Genomic DNA, 15,833 nt, shown 5'->3' on the forward strand with positions numbered 1-15,833 from the left:
CTTTTTGACATTCGACTCCTTGGCGACCTTGCTTTGCCTGTCGGAGTTTTGCTTCTTTCGTGCACTCGGCAGCGCCGCTAGCCCGGCATCACCACGGCGGAGTCCAAGGCGTAAGCCGCCTGGACAGGATCGAAGTACTCACGAATATGTGTCAGCTTACCCTCACGAACGCTAACGAACAGGACATAATCTTGTGAGTAGGTTTTACCCGTCTCAGTGATGATCCCCTGTGCCTTGACTTGCGCGACGGCAGATAGTGGATCAGCGAATTGCTGAATACGTAGATTGTGGAATCGAAACGACTCCACCGCTCCGACAAACCATCCGACGTGATTGAGCACTTGCTCGCGGCCGACCAGCTTCTCCGGGTGACCGAGACTCGGGGCGAAGGGCAGCTCCCAGACGATGTCTGGAGCGATTAGGGATTTCCACTTTTCATGGTCATCAACAAACATTTCGAAATGGTGTTGAAGAAGCTCGGCTGCTGAACACATAGGTTCACCTTTGTAGTACCGGAGTCTTGCGATTATTGAGGCCCAGGCACCGAAGCGCGCGTGTCTGGTCTATGAGCAACAGCCTAACAGGGGCCTGGCTGGCTAAAAACCAGAAGAATATCGAACGGTTTATACGACTTATTCGACAAGTCTAGAGAGCTTCGGCTTGCTGGCCAAAGCGTTTGATGAGCCATAGCCCAGCCGGCCCAGGCGGCGAATCAGTCCGGTAGATAGCGTCAAACGCGTAAGAGCCGCCTTTGCAATCAGGAAGATCGAGATGGATAAGATGTCCCGCATTGAGGTCCGCTTGGACCATAGGTAAGGGCATGTTGCCCCAGCCAATGCCTTCCTTGAGTAGCATGTGTTTTGCGCCTAAGTCTGCGAGCCGCCAGGTGCGGGGGCTCACTACGGCAAAATCTCTGTCCCCGGTAAGCGTTGAGCGATCTGACAACACCAATTGGACGTGATTTCTTGCCGCACCAGGCTCGTTGCGGCCGGCGAGGGCAAGTGGGTGCGCCTGGGCTGCAACGGGTACTAATTCAACACTGCCTACGCCGACACGCTCAAGGCCATCCCACCCCGTGTCCAGGGGGCCACTGATCCCAATGCCGGCTTTTTTCTCAAGTACTAGTTGCGTGACCGCACCTAGCGCTTCCATATGTAGATGCAAGGCCACAGTTGGAAACACCTGTCTAAAAGTCCTAAGCGCATCGACCACCCGCTCCGCTGGCAGCATTACATCCAGAGCAAGATGCACCTCTGCTTCGAGACCGTGCAACAGTCCAGACACCTTCGATCGTAGCCCATTGACTCCGTTGATGATCGTTCGTGCTTCGGCCAACACTGTGCGTCCAGCCTCTGTCAGCTGTGGTTTACGTGTCGTCTTGCGGTCAAAAAGTGATACGCCGAGCTGCATCTCGAGATTGGAAATGGAATAGCTCACCACTGACGTTGCACGATGCAGTTTCCTTGCAGCACCGGCGAAGCTTCCCACCTCTACGACCGTCAGGAGAACTTTCAGCTGGTCTAGAGTTGGTGTGCCAGGATCTGAGATCATTTTTACCAGCTCGGGAATATTGGACTAAGGCATGCTATTTGGGGCGCATCACTATGTCGACAGGTGAGTCGATCCCTCGGCCGATTATGGCTGGAGTTTGCCGAGGCTGCTCGGCTGTGGGCGCTCGAGCATGAAGGGCCTGGCGGGGTTTCAATCTGACAGGGGAGAAGGGGCGGCAGAACGCCGGAGATGTGCAGCAGTGTTCTGCGTGAAATTTGCGTGACGCTTGGAAACGCTTGCAGACACCCATGAGCGGTCGATTGCAGCGAGAGCCGAGGTTAATCCAACGTTTACAGGGTTTATGGCCTGCTACACGCATGGGTGCAAGGGGTCGAGTGTTCGAATCACTCCGTCCCGACCAAAAATCCCTAAAAAATCCAGTCACTTAACGGTGACTGGATTTTTTTATGCCCCCACGTTTTCAACCAGCATCAAAACGCAGCGCCTAACACCACGAAAAGCCTCAAGCAGTGCGCCCGCCGAGCGTCTGCGCGACCCAATCGGCGATGTAGTGCCCGGCATTGATGCTGTTGTCGAAACTTGAGTGCTGTACGCCACCTTCGCGCGCGGTGAAGATCTTCAGTTCGCGTTTCGGGCTATTGACCAGTTGCTCGTAGGTGCGGTGCGCCCATTTGAGCGGGATCTGCGAGTCCTGCTCGCCGTGGGTGACCAGAAACGGAACGCGGATGCGATCGAGCACGCCATCCAGGTGCACGTTCTCGGCGATGCGCATGAAATCGTCCATGTCCTTGGCACCCCAGACCCAACGCACATGCGCCCAGTAATGCGGCACCGGGAAGTCACCTTCTTTCTCCAGTCGGCGCTTCTGCACGTCGCGCCAGTCATGGTTGGCACCCCATACCACCCCGCAGGCGAAGCGCGGCTCGAAGGCCACCGCGCGGGGGCAGTAGTAGCCGCCCAAGGACACACCTTCCATACCGATGCGCTTGGCGTCGACATCGTCGCGGGTTTCCAGCCAGTCCATGACTCGGCTGGCCCAGTGCTCACTGTCGTAGCGTGCAGTCAGGCCGTGCAGACGCAGCGCTTCGCCGGTGCCGGGCTGGTCGATGATCAACGACGACACGCCGCGCTTGGCCAGCCAGGTGGGTAGGCCGACGCGGTATTTCATCTCCTTGGTCGAGTCCAGGCCATTGACCTGCACCAGCAGTGGTGCCGGGCCACTGACGCCTTCTGCGCGAACCAGCAAACCACTCAGGTGCTTGCCTTCGTAGGGGATCTGGACCCGTTCGCAGTTTTCCCGGGACAGGTCGATGCCGCGGGCGAAGGTCTCCAGAAAGCGCTGGTACAGCGCCGCGCGCCCTGGAGCGGCGTGGGCCTGCAGGCGTTCGCAGGTAAGGTAGTAGGTCGCGGCGCGGTTGTACTTCTCGCCAGCGGACAGGCGCCGGCCGGCGGCTTCGTCTTCCTCGGCCAGGGCGCAGAGTTTGTCGGCCATGCTCGACCAGGTTTCCCGGAAGGCCTGGGTACCGGCGGCGTCGGGTTGCTTGGCGGCTTCTTGCAGCGGGGCGCACATCACCTCGATTTCGCCCATGCGGGCGCCCATCTCGATGGCCAGGTCCACCGAAAGGTTCCAGACGTAATTGGTGGGGAAGTAACGGAACATTGTTGTTGTCCTTCTGCGGTCGTTGAGTCCGGCGCCCCTATTGCGGCAGGCACGCAGGGCGCGGTTCGACAGCACGTTACGCAGACAAGACAGGCCGAGGCCAATCGTGATCGGGGATGCAAGGTATCGCCAAACGCGATGCCCCGGCTGCGTTGCGCTAGCCGGGGCGATGGTTACGGATCAGGCGGTGGCGCGCAGGGCTTGTGGCTGTCGCTCGGCGCTCTGGATGAAGTCACAGATCCGCTCTCGCAGCCAGCGGTGCATGGGGTCGCCGTCCATGCTGCGGTGCCACAGCATGAACTCTCGCATCACCGGGATCCTCACCGGTGGCGGCAGGATGCGTAGGGGCAGGTAACCGGCGTACAGCTCGGCCAGGCGGCGGTGCATCGTAGCGATCCGCGAGGTGCCCACCAGCAGTTGGGGCAGGGTGTTGAAGTCGTTGGTGATCACTTCCAGGCGGCGGTTGAAGCCGTACTGGTTCATGAACCAGTCCTCGATGCTCAGGTGCCGGTTGCGGCCGAAGCCTACCGAGATGTGGCCCATTTGCATGTACTGCTCCAGCGTCAGTTGCTCGCCAACCTCCGGGTTATCGCGCCAGACGACGCAGACGTGGTCCTCCTCGAACAGCAGTTGGGCTGGATGGCCGTCGATGAGGTAGCGCTCGGGCACGATCATCATGTCCACCTCACCGCGCATCAGTAGCTCGGCGCTGTTGTCGCCGGGGCTGATCATTTCGAAGGTGATGTGCGGCGCCACCCGGTGAAGCTTCTGGATGACCTGGGCGAACAGCACGCTGATCAGGTAGTCCGAGCTCACCAGGCGAAAGTGACGCTTGCTGCTCGCCGGTTCGAACACGGGCTTGGCGGTGATCGAGGATCGAATGGTAAGCAGCACCTCGCGCACCGGCTTGGCCAGTTCCAGGGCGTAGGGCGTGGGCTGCATCTTGCGGCCGACCTGCACCAACAGTTCGTCCTCGAAAAAGGTTCGCAAGCGCCCCAGCACGCCGCTGGTGGCCGACTGGGTCATGTGCAGGCGTTCGGCGGCGCGGGTGATGTTCTGCTCTTCGAGCAGGACGTCCAAGGCAACCAGCAGGTTCAGATCCAGGTGGTGAAAGCGCATGGTGATAGCTCTCGGCTCTTGTAGTTATTTTCGCGATACCTTCTCGCTGCATTGCCGATACGTCAAGCGCCAGCCGCCTTTGACCGAGCAAACGCCAGGCGCCATGGGCCTGCGCGCAGGTATCGCGATTGCTGATGCCTCGCATCCTGACTCGCGATTGGTCATGCCACCCCAGCGCCGCGCAACCTGCGCTCCAGTCGAGCGGCCGATGCGCCGTCCACGACCCACTGACGGCAGCTCTGCCTCGCCTAATAACAATTTCAATGGAGTGGTAGCCATGAACATTCTTGGTCTCGACGCGCTGGTGTTCGGCGTCGACGATATCCAGGCCTGTGCCGCTTGCCTGCGTGACTATGGCCTTGACACCGTCCACCTGGACGCCGACGGCGGCCGTTTTGAAGCGCTGGACGGGACCGCGATCGTCATCCGTCGCGGCGATGACGAAAGCTTGCCGCCGGCCTTGGGGCCGACCCCATCGCTGCGCGAGACGGTCTATGGCGTGGCCGAGCCGGCCGACCTCGAAGCGATCGCCGACGAACTGGGCCGCGACCGGGAAGTGCGCCGCGACGCCAGCGGCGCGCTGCATACCTTCGATGACCTGGGGTTCGCCATCGCTTTCCAGGTGACCTGCCGGCGTACCTTCGAGGCGCCAGCGGACCTGACCAACGCCCCGGGCAGCACCCCGCAGCGTCCGCTCAACCAGCTCGGCATCACCCCGGACATGCCTGCGCTGCCGCGCACGCTGTCCCACGTGGTGTACTTCGTCCCAGATGCGGCCAAGGGCGAAGCGTTTTACCGCGACCGCCTGGGCTTCGTCACCACCGATAGCTTCACCGGGGTCGGCCCGTTCATGCGTAGCGCGGGCATGGATGATCACCATTGCCTGTTCATGATCCAGACACCGCCGCACATGCAAGGCTGCGAGCACTTTACCTTCCACATGGGCAGCGGCACCGAAGTGTTGCTGGCCGGCACGCGCTTCCAGCAGAACGGTTGGACCAGTTTCTGGGGCCCAGGCCGGCACCTGCTCGGCTCCAACTGGTTCTGGTATTTCAACAGCCCGTTGGGGTGCCACATCGAATACGACGCCGATATGGACAAGCATGACGACGCCTGGGCGGCGCGCCAGGCGCCGATGTCCGCGGACAACTCGCAGTTGTTCCTGTTCACCTCGCGGGAGAAATGGGCCCCCGGCGGCCCACCCCCGAAAAAGGCCTGAGCCATGGGCCGTATGGCGCTGTGTCGGCTCGAAGAGCTGGTTGAAGGCCAGGCCCGCGGCTTCGACCCCAAGGGCAAGGGCGAAGACACGCTGTTCGCCCTTCGCTACCGGGGGCAGGTCCGGGTGTATCGCAACCTGTGTCCGCACCTGCGGGGGCCTCTGGAGTACCGCAAGGACCGTTTCCTCAGTGCCGATGGCCAGTGGGTGGTGTGTTACGCGCACGGTGCGCGCTTCAGGCCCGACGACGGTACCTGTGTCCACGGCCCTTGCCGCGGCGAGGCCTTGCACGTGCTGCAACACCACGAGGCGGGCGGATGGCTGCTAGTGCCGCTGGAGCAGTTGGGCCACTGATCTATCGCGCTGCGCGATAGGTCGCATCCCAGGACACGATTGGTCAAAGCCCGGCGCTGCCGTGAAGCTGTGCCCAGGCACAGGAAACGACCGCCACCCATGACGGGGCGGACAACAAGAACAAGACGTGAGACATGCCATGAATACTGTGAACAAAGTGCTGGTCGTCGGCGGCGGGATCGGCGGGTTGTGCGCCGCCATTGCCCTGCGTCGCAAGGGCATTGCGGTCGACCTGGTCGAGCTCAAGACCGAGTGGACCGTCTATGGCGTCGGCATCATTCAGCAAAGTAATGTCGTGCGTGAGATGCATCGCCTGGGCCTGCTCGAGGCCTATCTCGATGCCGCCTACGCGTTCGAAGACGTGGCCATCTATACCGCCCAGGGCCAACAGCTGGCGCGCATTCCCGGGCAGCGACTGGCCGGCCCCCAGTACCCGGCCAATGTCGGCATCTCCCGCCGCGCTCTGCACAAGGTCTTGAGCGAAACCGCCATCGAACTCGGCACCGAGGTGCGCCTGGGTACCTCGGTGGAGAGTTTCGAACAGGATCGCGGAGGGGTGGACGTGCTGTTCACCGATGGTAGCCAGGGGCGTTATGGGCTGGTTGTGGGTGCCGACGGGCTGTACTCGAAGATTCGCGAGCTGTTGTTCGGTGACCAGTACCAACCACGTTTTACCGGGCAGTCGGTGTGGCGTTACAACTTCCCGCGGGCTGCCGGTATCGACCACCTGGCCAACTACCAGGGGCCGTCAGGCAATGCCGGCCTGGTGCCCCTGGCCGATGACCTGATGTACCTGTTCACCACCTCCCATGAGCCGGGCAACCCCTGGATGGAGCCGGCCACCCTGGCCGATGGCCTGCGCCAGCGCCTGGTCGGATTCGGCGGGCTGATCGGTGAGCTGCGCGAGCAAATCGGCGACAGTCGCGAGGTCGTGTACAAGCCGCTGGAAGCCGTGTTCGTCGACCAGCCCTGGTATCGCGGTCGCGTGTTGCTGATCGGCGACGCCGCCCATGCCACCACGCCGCATCTGGGGCAGGGTGCGGGAATGGCCATCGAGGATGCCGTGGTGCTGGCTGAGGAGCTCACCGCAGGCAGCAGTCTCGACGCCCAGTTGCAGCGCTTCATGGGCCGACGTTTCGAGCGCTGCAAGTTCATCAGCGAGAAGTCCCTGCTGGCCGGCGAGAAAGAGATCCAGGGTGACGCCTCCTTCGACCGCATCGGCCTGGTCAAGCACATGCTGGATGTCACCGCACGACCGATCTGACGCCTTGCAATCGGTGCGCCCCCGTGCTGGCGCACCGGATTCTCCGCCAACACCGACCGACAAGAACAATAAAGAGGAAACCCCGATGTTGACTCGCAAAGGTGCGACCCCACGGCCCCTGCCGGCGCTGAAACCCATCGGCCTGGCGCTTCTGGCGCTGGCCACCAGCCAGGCCCAGGCCTTCGAGTTCGAGACCGGTAACCCCGATCTGCGGGTGCGCTGGGACAACACGCTCAAATACAGCGCCGCCTGGCGCACCCAGGATGCCAGCGGCAAACTCACCGAGGGCCAGACTGCGCTGAACCTGGATGACGGCGACCGCAACTTCGACAAAGGCCTGATCTCCAACCGCCTCGATCTGCTGTCGGAGCTGGACATCACCTACGACAACGTCGGTGCACGGGTCAGCGGCGCGGCCTGGTACGACGATGTCTACAACCAAGGCACCGACAACAACGACCCCAACCGCGCCAACAGCTATTCGGTCGACTACGACGCCTTCACCGACGACACCCGCACGTTGCATGGACGCAAGGGCGAGTTGCTCGACGCCTTCATCTTCGGCAAGACCGAGATCGGCGACATGCCGGTATCCGGGCGCCTTGGCCAATACGCCATGCAATGGGGCGAGAGCCTGTTCTATGGGATGAACGGCATTGCCGGTGGCATGGCGCCGGTGGACGTAGTCAAGGGACTGTCGGTGCCCAACACCCAGTTCAAGGAGCTGATTCGACCCGTGCAGCAGATCTCCGGCCAGTTGCAACTGACACCGGATGTATCCGTTGGGGCTTACTACCAGTTCGAGTGGGAAGCCAACCGTTTGCCTGCGGCTGGCAGCTACTTCTCCACCGACGACTTCTTCGGTGATGGCGGTGAACGCATGTTCGTCGGGGCGCCGGTGTTTCCCGGCGGCCAGCCGCTGGCATTCTTCCGTGGCAACGACAAGGAAGCCAAGGATTCGGGGCAGGGCGGGGTGCAGCTGCGCTGGCGGACCGAGACCGTCGATTGGGGCGTCTACGCCATTCGCTTCCATGACAAGTCGCCGCAACTGAACGTGCGTCCGAACTTCGCCAACCTCGACCCAGTCAGCGGCAAGGCGGGCGAGTTCTACTGGGTGTATCCAGAAGGCATCGAGGCGCTGGGCGCCAGCTTCTCCACCACGCTGGGCAACTTCAACCTCGCAGGTGAGTTGTCTACGCGCTGGAACCAGCCGTTGGCTTCCACCAACCAGCATGCATTGGCGGCGGGGGAGGTCATCGACAACGACGACAACCCGGTCTACGCCACCGGTCGCACTCTGCACGCCAACTTCTCGTGGCTGGCCAGCCTGGAGCCGAACGTCATCGCTGCCGAGTCCAGTTTCCTTGGCGAAATCGCCTGGAACCGGGTGATGAGCGTGAGCAAGAACGCCGATGCCGTCGACCCCAATGCCGACCGCGATGCCACCAGCCTGCGCCTGGTATTCGAGCCGATGTACCGGCAGATCTTCCCCGGCCTCGACCTCTCGGTGCCGATCGGAGCGAGCTACACCAACGGTGCATCCATGGCGCTGGGCACCGGTTTTGGCGCTGACCACGGCGGCGACCTGAACATCGGCCTGAAGGGCAACTACCTCAATACCTGGAACCTGGGTCTGACCTACACGCACTACTACGGCCCGGAAAACACCTTCCTCGATGCCGACAACCATTACACCTTCGAACAGTCGCTCAAAGACCGCGACTTCATCGCCTTCACCGTCAGCCGCACCTTCTGACCGAGGACTTCACGATGAAACACAACAAGAAAGTCGTTTCCCTGTTCACTGCCCTGAGTGTCTCGCTGCTGTTCGCCCATGGCGCTTGTGCCGCGGTATCCGCCGAGCAGGCCGCCACGCTCAAGACCACCTTGACGCCGCTGGGCGGCGAGCGCGCCGGTAACGCCGACGGCAGCATCCCGGCCTGGACCGGCGGTTATACCCAGGCCGACCCCGGCTACAAGGAAGGCGGCAAGCGCGGCGATCCATTCGCCCGTGAAAAACCGCTATTGACCATCACTGCACAGAACATGGCGCAATATGCCGACAAGCTGACCCCAGGCATCCAGGCGATGCTCAAGAAGTACCCGGACAGCTACCGGCTGGACGTCTACCCGACCCACCGTAGCGCTGCCGCACCACAATCGGTGTACGACGCCACCTTCGCCAATGCCACCAGCGGCACGCTTGTGGACGGCCCTGCCGGACCGATGCCGACAGGGGCGGCCGGAGGTATTCCGTTCCCGATCCCCGCCGACGGTGTGCAAGCCATGTGGAATCACCTGCTGCGTTGGCGTGGTGCGTCGTGGCATGCCAGCTTCAAGCAGTACCTGACCACCGCCGACGGCAAGCATGTGCTGACCAACGACTCGCGCGCCGACCTGCAGATGCCCTGGTACCTGCCGGGCGGCAGTGGCGACAAGGGCGTGTTCTGGTCGATCCGCATGACCAACGATGGCCCACCCCTGCGCGCCGGTGAGGCCATCACCGGCTTGGAGAACCTTAACGCCGACAAAGCGGCTGTCTGGACCTACCTGCCGGGCCAGCGCCGCGTGCGTCGCCTGCCCAACGCCTGCTGCGACACGCCAACCCCGGCCACCGCCGGTGTGATGAGTTTCGATGAGCTGTACGTGTTCAACGGGCGCCTCGACCGCTTCGACTGGAAGCTGGTGGGCAAGAAGGAAATGTACATCCCCTACAACGCCAATAAGGTCTTTACCGCTGCCAGCGCCGAGGCGCTGCTCGACCCGCATCACCTGGCCCCAGATGCCATCCGCTGGGAACTGCACCGCGTGTGGGAAGTGCAGGCGACCCTCAAGAACGGCCAGCGTCACGTGATGCCGCGCAGTACCTACTACCTCGACGAAGACACCTGGGCCGCGGTGCTGGGCGAGCGCTATGACGCCCGAAACCAGTTGGCCAAGGTGGTCTGGACGTCACCCGTGGTGCTACCCGACCTGCCTGGCGTGGTGACGCTCACCAATGGCTTCTACGACCTGCTCTCCGGTGCCTGGTTCGCAGGTGACCTGTTCGCCGGCAAGAGCGAGCAGTACCGCATCGTGCCGCCCTACAAGGACTCGGTGTTCACCGCCGACGCCATGGCCGGTGAGGGCGTGCGCTGAACAGGCTCTGCGCCTGGGCTGTACCCACTACAAGAACAAAAGGTTGCGTGCGATGAACAAGATGCTCTACAGCTGGCTGCTGGCCGCCTGTTGCTGGCTGCCTCCGGCGTTCGCCGGAAGTGGCGTGGATGTACTCTCGCAGCCCGCGGTGCATGGGCCACAAGCCCTGCGTGCGGTGCTGCAGGACGTGGCACGGGTTGGTATGCGCCTGGTGGCGGTGGGCGAGCGTGGTGTGGTGTTGCTCAGCGATGACAACGGCGCCACCTGGCGTCAGGCCATGAGCGTACCGGTGAGTGTCAGCCTCACCGCCGTGCAGTTCATCGATGAACGTCACGGTTGGGTGGTCGGTCACGCTGGGGTGGTGTTGCACAGCGCCGACGGCGGTGAGCACTGGACCTTGCAGCTTGACGGCAAGCGCGCCGCGACGCTGGAGTTGCAAGCGGCCCAAGCATCCGCGGACGAGCAGCGCGTGGCCGCCGCGCAACGGCTGCTCGCCGATGGCGCCGACAAGCCGCTGCTGGCGCTGAGCTTCGCCGATGCACGCCACGGCCTTGCTGTGGGAGCCTACGGGTTGGCCATGAGCACTGTCGATGGTGGGCGGACCTGGCAGTCCGCCATGGGGCGTTTGCCGAATCGACGTGGCTTGCACCTGTATGCCCTGGCGCGCCAGGGCAGCGACCTGTACATCGCCGGTGAGCAGGGCCTGCTGTTGAGTTCGCGCGACAGCGGTTCCCACTTCGAACCGCTGCAAGGCCCTTACGATGGCAGCTACTTCGCGGCCGCCATTCTGCCAAGCGGGCGACTGCTGGTCGGAGGATTGCGCGGCTCGTTGTTCGCCTCCGATGACGGCGCAGACAGTTTCGTGGCGCTGGCCAACCCGATTCCCGCCTCGCTCAACAGCATACGCGTCGTCGGTGACCAGCTCTTGCTCGCCAACCAGGCTGGCATGCTCCTGCGCAGCGGCATCGACACCTTCGCCGCGCAGCCTGTGCCGGTCTCCGACGGCTTGCCGCTGACCGCCGCCACCCTCGCGGCAGACGGTGCCATCGTCGCCGTCGGAATGGCGGGTACCCGCCGTCTGGCGGCTTCCAACGTTTCCACCACGGCGGACTGAACCATGCACGCGATGAATTCACCTGCGCCGTCCAGCGGCCGTCTCGATGACTTCGACAGCACGTCCGGCTCGCTGCTAGAGCGCGCGCTGTTCAACCATCGCGCCTGGGTGCTGCTGTTGTGCCTGGCGGCAACCCTGCTGCTCGGCTGGCAGGCCTCGCGCCTGACCCTCAACGCCAGTTTCGAGAAAATGATCCCGCAGGATCACCCATTCATTCACAACTACCTGGAGCACCGCCAGGAACTGGCCGGGCTGGGCAACGCCGTTCGCATCGCCGTGGCCAACCCGCACGGCAGCATCTACGACAAGCATTACCTGGACAACCTGCAGCAGCTCAACGACGCGGTATACCTGCTGCCGGGCGTCGACCGCGCCGCGATGAAATCCCTGTGGACCCCTTCCACCCGCTGGACCGGAGTGACTGAGGAAGGTCTGGAGGGCGGTCCGGTGATTCCCGATGGCTACGATGGCGCCGCCGCGAGCCTGGAGGCGCTCAAGCGCAACGTCGAGCGCTCCAACGAGATCGGCCAGTTGGTGGCCTTCGACCAGCGATCGAGCATCATCTACGTGCCGCTTCTGGAGAAGACCCCAGACGGTCAGTCGCTGGACTACACAGCGTTCGCCCACGAGCTTGAGACCCTCCGCGAGCGCTTCCAGGCACAGGGCGTGCAGATCCACATCACCGGGTTTGCCAAAGTGGTGGGCGACCTGATCGACGGCCTGCGGCAGATCCTGCTGTTCTTCGCCGTGGCAATCGCCATTACCGCCGTGGTGCTCTACGGGTATACCCGCTGTGTGCGTAGCACGGCACTGGTGGTGGTGTGCTCGTTGGTGGCAGTGATCTGGCAGCTCGGCCTGCTGCCGCTGCTGGGCTACGCGCTCGACCCTTACTCGGTGCTGGTACCGTTCCTGGTGTTCGCCATCGGCATGAGCCACGGCGCGCAGAAGATGAACGGCATCATGCAGGACATCGGACGCGGCATGCATCGCCTGGTGGCGGCGCGCTTTACCTTCCGCCGCCTGTTCCTGGCTGGGTTGACCGCGCTGTTGTGCGATGCGGTGGGTTTCGCTGTGCTGATGATCATCCAGATCCAGGTGATCCAGGACCTTGCGGTGATCGCCAGCCTGGGCGTGGCGGTGCTGATCTTCACCAACCTGATTCTGCTGCCGGTATTGCTCTCGTACGTGGGAGTCAGTGCCCGAGCCGCGCGGCGTAGCCTGCGCGCCGAAGAAGCGCAGGCGAGTGGGGCGCGCAAGCAGGCGTTGTGGCGTTTTCTTGACCTGTTCACCCAGCGTCGCTGGGCTGGTGCCTGCATCGCCGTGGCGGCGTTGATGGCCGCTGGTGGGTATGCCGTCAGCCTGCACCTGAAGGTTGGCGACCTCGACGCGGGGGCGCCTGAGTTGCGCGCCGATTCGCGCTACAACCGCGACAATGCCTTCGTCACCCAGCATTACGGCGCCAGCAGCGATGTGTTCGCCGTGATGGTGCGCACCGCTCCCGGCGGTTGTTCGGCCTATGACACTCTCAAGCGGGTGGATGACCTGGACTGGCAACTGCGAGGCCTGCAGGGGGTGGATTCGACCAACTCGCTGGCACTGCTCAATCGCCGGGTGCTGGTCGGCCTTTCCGAGGGCAGTCCGAAGTGGTACGACCTGGTCAACAACCAGGCGACCCTGAACATGGTCACCGCCAATGCCCCGCGCGGGTTATACAACGACGACTGCAGCCTGCTGACGCTCTACGCCTACCTCACCGACCACAAGGCCGACACCTTGGCGCAGGTGGTTGACAGCGTCCAGGGCTTCGCCCAGGCCAACGACAGCGAGCAGGCGAGCTTCCTGATGGCTGCTGGCAGTGCGGGTATCGAGGCTGCCACCAACCAGGTGGTGAAACAGGCCAATCGCGACATGCTGTGGTGGGTGTACGGCGCTGTAATCCTGCTCTGCCTGGCGACCTTCCGCTCGTGGCGAGCGGTACTCTGCGCGGTATTGCCACTGGTGCTGACCTCGATCCTCTGCGAAGCGCTGATGGTCGCGCTCGGTATAGGCGTGAAGGTCGCGACCCTGCCGGTGATCGCGCTGGGTGTCGGCATCGGCGTGGACTACGCGCTGTACGTGATGAGCATCGTGCTGGGCCAGCTGCGTGAAGGGGCGAGCCTGTCCCAGGCCTATTACCGCGCACTGCTGTTCACTGGAAAGGTGGTGATGCTTACCGGAATCACCCTGGCCATCGGCGTCGGTACCTGGATCTTCTCGCCGATCAAGTTCCAGGCTGACATGGGCGTGCTGCTGGCCTTCATGTTCGTCTGGAACATGGTCGGCGCGCTGATCCTTTTGCCCGCACTGGCTTACTTCCTCTTGCCCCACCGCCAGGTCAGTGCCGAACAGCACCCCAAAGCATCGGCCCATGAATCCCAGCCCACGCAGCGCGAGGAAGGGGCAGGGGCGCTGGAACCCAGCGCAGGCTTTCGTCCACTGGAGGAGATGAGCCATGGCCGCTGAACGTATCGCCGGACGCATCCAGGGCGCGCTGCTGCTGTTCGGCAGTTGCCTGCCGGTGCTGGGTGCTGTGCTCATAGCGCCGGTCCTGCCGCGCATGCATGAGCATTTTGCCCAGACTCCGGGAGTCGCCGTGCTGGTGCCCGTGGCGTTGACGCTGCCGGCGCTGGTGATTGCCTTGCTGGCGCCGCTGGCCGGGGTGCTCGCCGACCGTGTCGGGCGTCGACCACTGTTGCTGGCGAGCATGCTGCTGTACAGCCTGTGCGGACTGTTGCCGCTATGGCTGGACTCATTGGCCCTGATCGTCGTCAGCCGCGCCGGTATCGGCGTGGCCGAAGCGGGGATCATGACCTGCTGCACGACGTTGATGGGTGATTACTTCGACGGCCAGCGCCGAGCCCGGCTGTTCGCCCTGCAGATGGTGGTGACGTCGTTGTCGGCGGCGTTGTTCATGGGCATGGGCGGTGCGCTGGGCGAAAGCGACTGGCGTTCCCCCTTCGCGCTTTACGCCGTGGGTGTACTGTGCCTGCCGCTGATGGCCGTCGCGCTGTGGGAGCCCGGCACCTGTCGCAGCGCATGCGAGCAGAAGGCGCAATCGCGTTTCCCCTGGGCAGCCTTGGCGCCTTTGTACCTGCTCACCGGGCTGGCTGGCGTCAGCCTGTTCATCGTCCCGGTACAGGCCGGTTACGTGCTGCAACTGCTGCATGTCGATGCGCCGCAACACGTCGGCTTGACCATGGGTGCCAACCAACTGGGCGTGTTGGCCGGCGCACTGGCTTTCCGGCTGCTGGCGCGCCTGGCTCCTTGCCGCCTGCTGGCATTGGGTTTTGCCACCGCCGGGGTCGGTGGTGGCCTGATGGCGTTGGCCAGCAGTCATGCACCGGTGGTCGTGGCGGTGCTCATCAATGGTTTGGGTGTGGGCCTGCTATTACCGACGCTGATCACCCGGGTAATGCAGCAGGTCGGCTTCGAGCAGCGTGGCCGCGCCACTGGCGGATTCACCGCGGCGATCTTCGCCGGCGAGTTCCTCAGCCCGCTGCTGGTGCTGGCGCTGACGGCGGGCGTGGTTGCGCAATTGCCCCACGCGCTGTTGCTGATCGCCATCGGGCAACTGCTATTGGCGCCAGTGTGCCTGGTGATGATGCGCCGCACACGTCCTGATGCAGTGGTAGGTGCACGATGAGCGAACTGTTTTCACTGGCGGGAAAGACTGCACTCATCACTGGCGCTACCCGCGGCATCGGCCTGGCCATCGCCCGCGAGTATGGGCGTGCCGGTGCGCGTGTCGCCATCAGCAGCGAGAGTGCCGAGGGCTGCGAGCACGCCGTGGCGCAACTGGCGCTGGAAGGCATCGAGGCCATCGCGCTGGTCGCCGATCTGCGTGACGCCGAGGCCGTACAGGGCCTGGCTAGGCGCTGCCTGGATCACTTCGGGCGTCTCGATGCGTTGGTGTGCAATGCCGGTGTCGCCCCGCACATGGGGCCATTGGCCGCGGCTAGCGATGCCGACTGGGAACTGACCTTCACCGTCAACCTGCGCAGCGCGCTGTGGCTGACCAACGCGCTGTTACCGGCCATGGCCGAGGGCGGCGGCGGCAGCGTGGTGTTCATGGCCAGTATCGCCGGTGTGCGCGGCAACAAGGGGCTGGGCCTGTATGGGCTGTCCAAGGCTGGCCTCGCACAGCTGGCGCGCAACCTGGCGGTGGAGTGGGGGCCGGCGAACATTCGCGTCAATGCCATCAGCCCTGGCGTCATCCACACCGCGTTCGCCCGCCCTCTGACCGACAACCCCCAGGTACTGGAGCGGCGCCTGGCGCTCACCCCCTTGCGGCGGGTCGGCCGCCCGGAAGAAGTGGCAGCCCTTGCCTTGCTGCTGGCTGCGCCGGGGGGCGCGTTCATCACGGGACAGAATCTTATTGTCGACGGTGGCACGACCATCGGCGACGGCAATTGAAAGG

At 63.6% G+C, this 15,833-nt stretch carries 13 protein-coding genes; 9 read left to right on the forward strand and 4 right to left on the reverse strand.

Annotation, left to right across the window (positions count from 1 at the left end; all coding sequences use genetic code 11):
- Nucleotides 1-77 precede the first annotated feature (77 nt).
- The 4 genes from IF103_RS09170 to IF103_RS09185 form a co-directional block, all read right to left on the reverse strand.
- Nucleotides 78-494 (reverse strand): nuclear transport factor 2 family protein, encoded by a 417-nt coding sequence (locus IF103_RS09170; RefSeq protein WP_104881939.1) that lies wholly within the window; start codon nucleotides 492-494, stop codon nucleotides 78-80.
- Between the two features lie 151 nt (nucleotides 495-645).
- On the reverse strand, nucleotides 646-1,551 hold the full coding sequence (locus IF103_RS09175; protein WP_104882596.1) for a LysR family transcriptional regulator: 906 nt from the start codon (nucleotides 1,549-1,551) through the stop codon (nucleotides 646-648).
- Between the two features lie 463 nt (nucleotides 1,552-2,014).
- Entirely contained in the window at nucleotides 2,015-3,172 is a 1,158-nt protein-coding gene (locus IF103_RS09180) for an alpha/beta hydrolase family protein (protein ID WP_027907050.1), read from the reverse strand.
- Nucleotides 3,173-3,352: 180 nt separating this feature from the next.
- Nucleotides 3,353-4,291, reverse strand: coding sequence for a LysR family transcriptional regulator (locus IF103_RS09185; RefSeq protein WP_023379962.1), 939 nt, complete (start codon nucleotides 4,289-4,291; stop codon nucleotides 3,353-3,355).
- Between the two features lie 277 nt (nucleotides 4,292-4,568).
- Between IF103_RS09185 and IF103_RS09190 the strand changes: the two genes are divergently transcribed.
- The 9 genes from IF103_RS09190 (at nucleotide 4,569) to IF103_RS09230 (ending at nucleotide 15,829) form a co-directional block, all read left to right on the forward strand.
- A complete protein-coding gene (locus tag IF103_RS09190; protein WP_027907049.1) occupies nucleotides 4,569-5,510 on the forward strand; it encodes a VOC family protein in 942 nt (313 codons plus the stop codon).
- Between the two features lie 3 nt (nucleotides 5,511-5,513).
- Nucleotides 5,514-5,861 (forward strand): Rieske (2Fe-2S) protein, encoded by a 348-nt coding sequence (locus tag IF103_RS09195; RefSeq protein WP_023379966.1) that lies wholly within the window; start codon nucleotides 5,514-5,516, stop codon nucleotides 5,859-5,861.
- 139 nt (nucleotides 5,862-6,000) lie between these two features.
- Nucleotides 6,001-7,125: an FAD-dependent oxidoreductase gene (locus IF103_RS09200; RefSeq protein ID WP_027907048.1), complete on the forward strand. Its 1,125-nt coding sequence runs from the start codon at nucleotides 6,001-6,003 to the stop codon at nucleotides 7,123-7,125.
- Nucleotides 7,126-7,210: 85 nt separating this feature from the next.
- The gene (locus IF103_RS09205; protein WP_104881936.1) at nucleotides 7,211-8,881 is read left to right on the forward strand and encodes a DUF1302 domain-containing protein; all 1,671 of its coding nucleotides are present in this window, start codon (nucleotides 7,211-7,213) and stop codon (nucleotides 8,879-8,881) included.
- A gap of 14 nt (nucleotides 8,882-8,895) precedes the next feature.
- On the forward strand, nucleotides 8,896-10,263 hold the full coding sequence (locus IF103_RS09210; protein ID WP_023379969.1) for a DUF1329 domain-containing protein: 1,368 nt from the start codon (nucleotides 8,896-8,898) through the stop codon (nucleotides 10,261-10,263).
- A 52-nt stretch (nucleotides 10,264-10,315) separates the two neighbouring features.
- On the forward strand, nucleotides 10,316-11,377 hold the full coding sequence (locus IF103_RS09215) for a WD40/YVTN/BNR-like repeat-containing protein (protein WP_202676039.1): 1,062 nt from the start codon (nucleotides 10,316-10,318) through the stop codon (nucleotides 11,375-11,377).
- Between the two features lie 3 nt (nucleotides 11,378-11,380).
- Nucleotides 11,381-13,879 (forward strand): efflux RND transporter permease subunit, encoded by a 2,499-nt coding sequence (locus IF103_RS09220; RefSeq protein ID WP_202676040.1) that lies wholly within the window; start codon nucleotides 11,381-11,383, stop codon nucleotides 13,877-13,879.
- Complete coding sequence (locus IF103_RS09225) at nucleotides 13,869-15,059, forward strand: MFS transporter (protein WP_023379972.1); 1,191 nt, start codon at nucleotides 13,869-13,871, stop codon at nucleotides 15,057-15,059. Before IF103_RS09220 ends, IF103_RS09225 begins: the two co-directional genes overlap by 11 nt.
- Nucleotides 15,056-15,829 carry an SDR family NAD(P)-dependent oxidoreductase gene (locus tag IF103_RS09230; protein ID WP_027907044.1) on the forward strand — a complete coding sequence of 258 codons (774 nt, stop codon included), beginning with the start codon at nucleotides 15,056-15,058 and terminating at the stop codon, nucleotides 15,827-15,829. The genes IF103_RS09225 and IF103_RS09230 overlap by 4 nt, the downstream gene beginning before the upstream one ends.
- The last annotated feature ends 4 nt before the right edge of the window (nucleotides 15,830-15,833 follow it).

The organism is Pseudomonas sp. SK2 (assembly GCF_016772395.1).
In the GTDB taxonomy this organism is placed as follows: Bacteria; Pseudomonadota; Gammaproteobacteria; order Pseudomonadales; family Pseudomonadaceae; genus Aquipseudomonas; species Aquipseudomonas taiwanensis.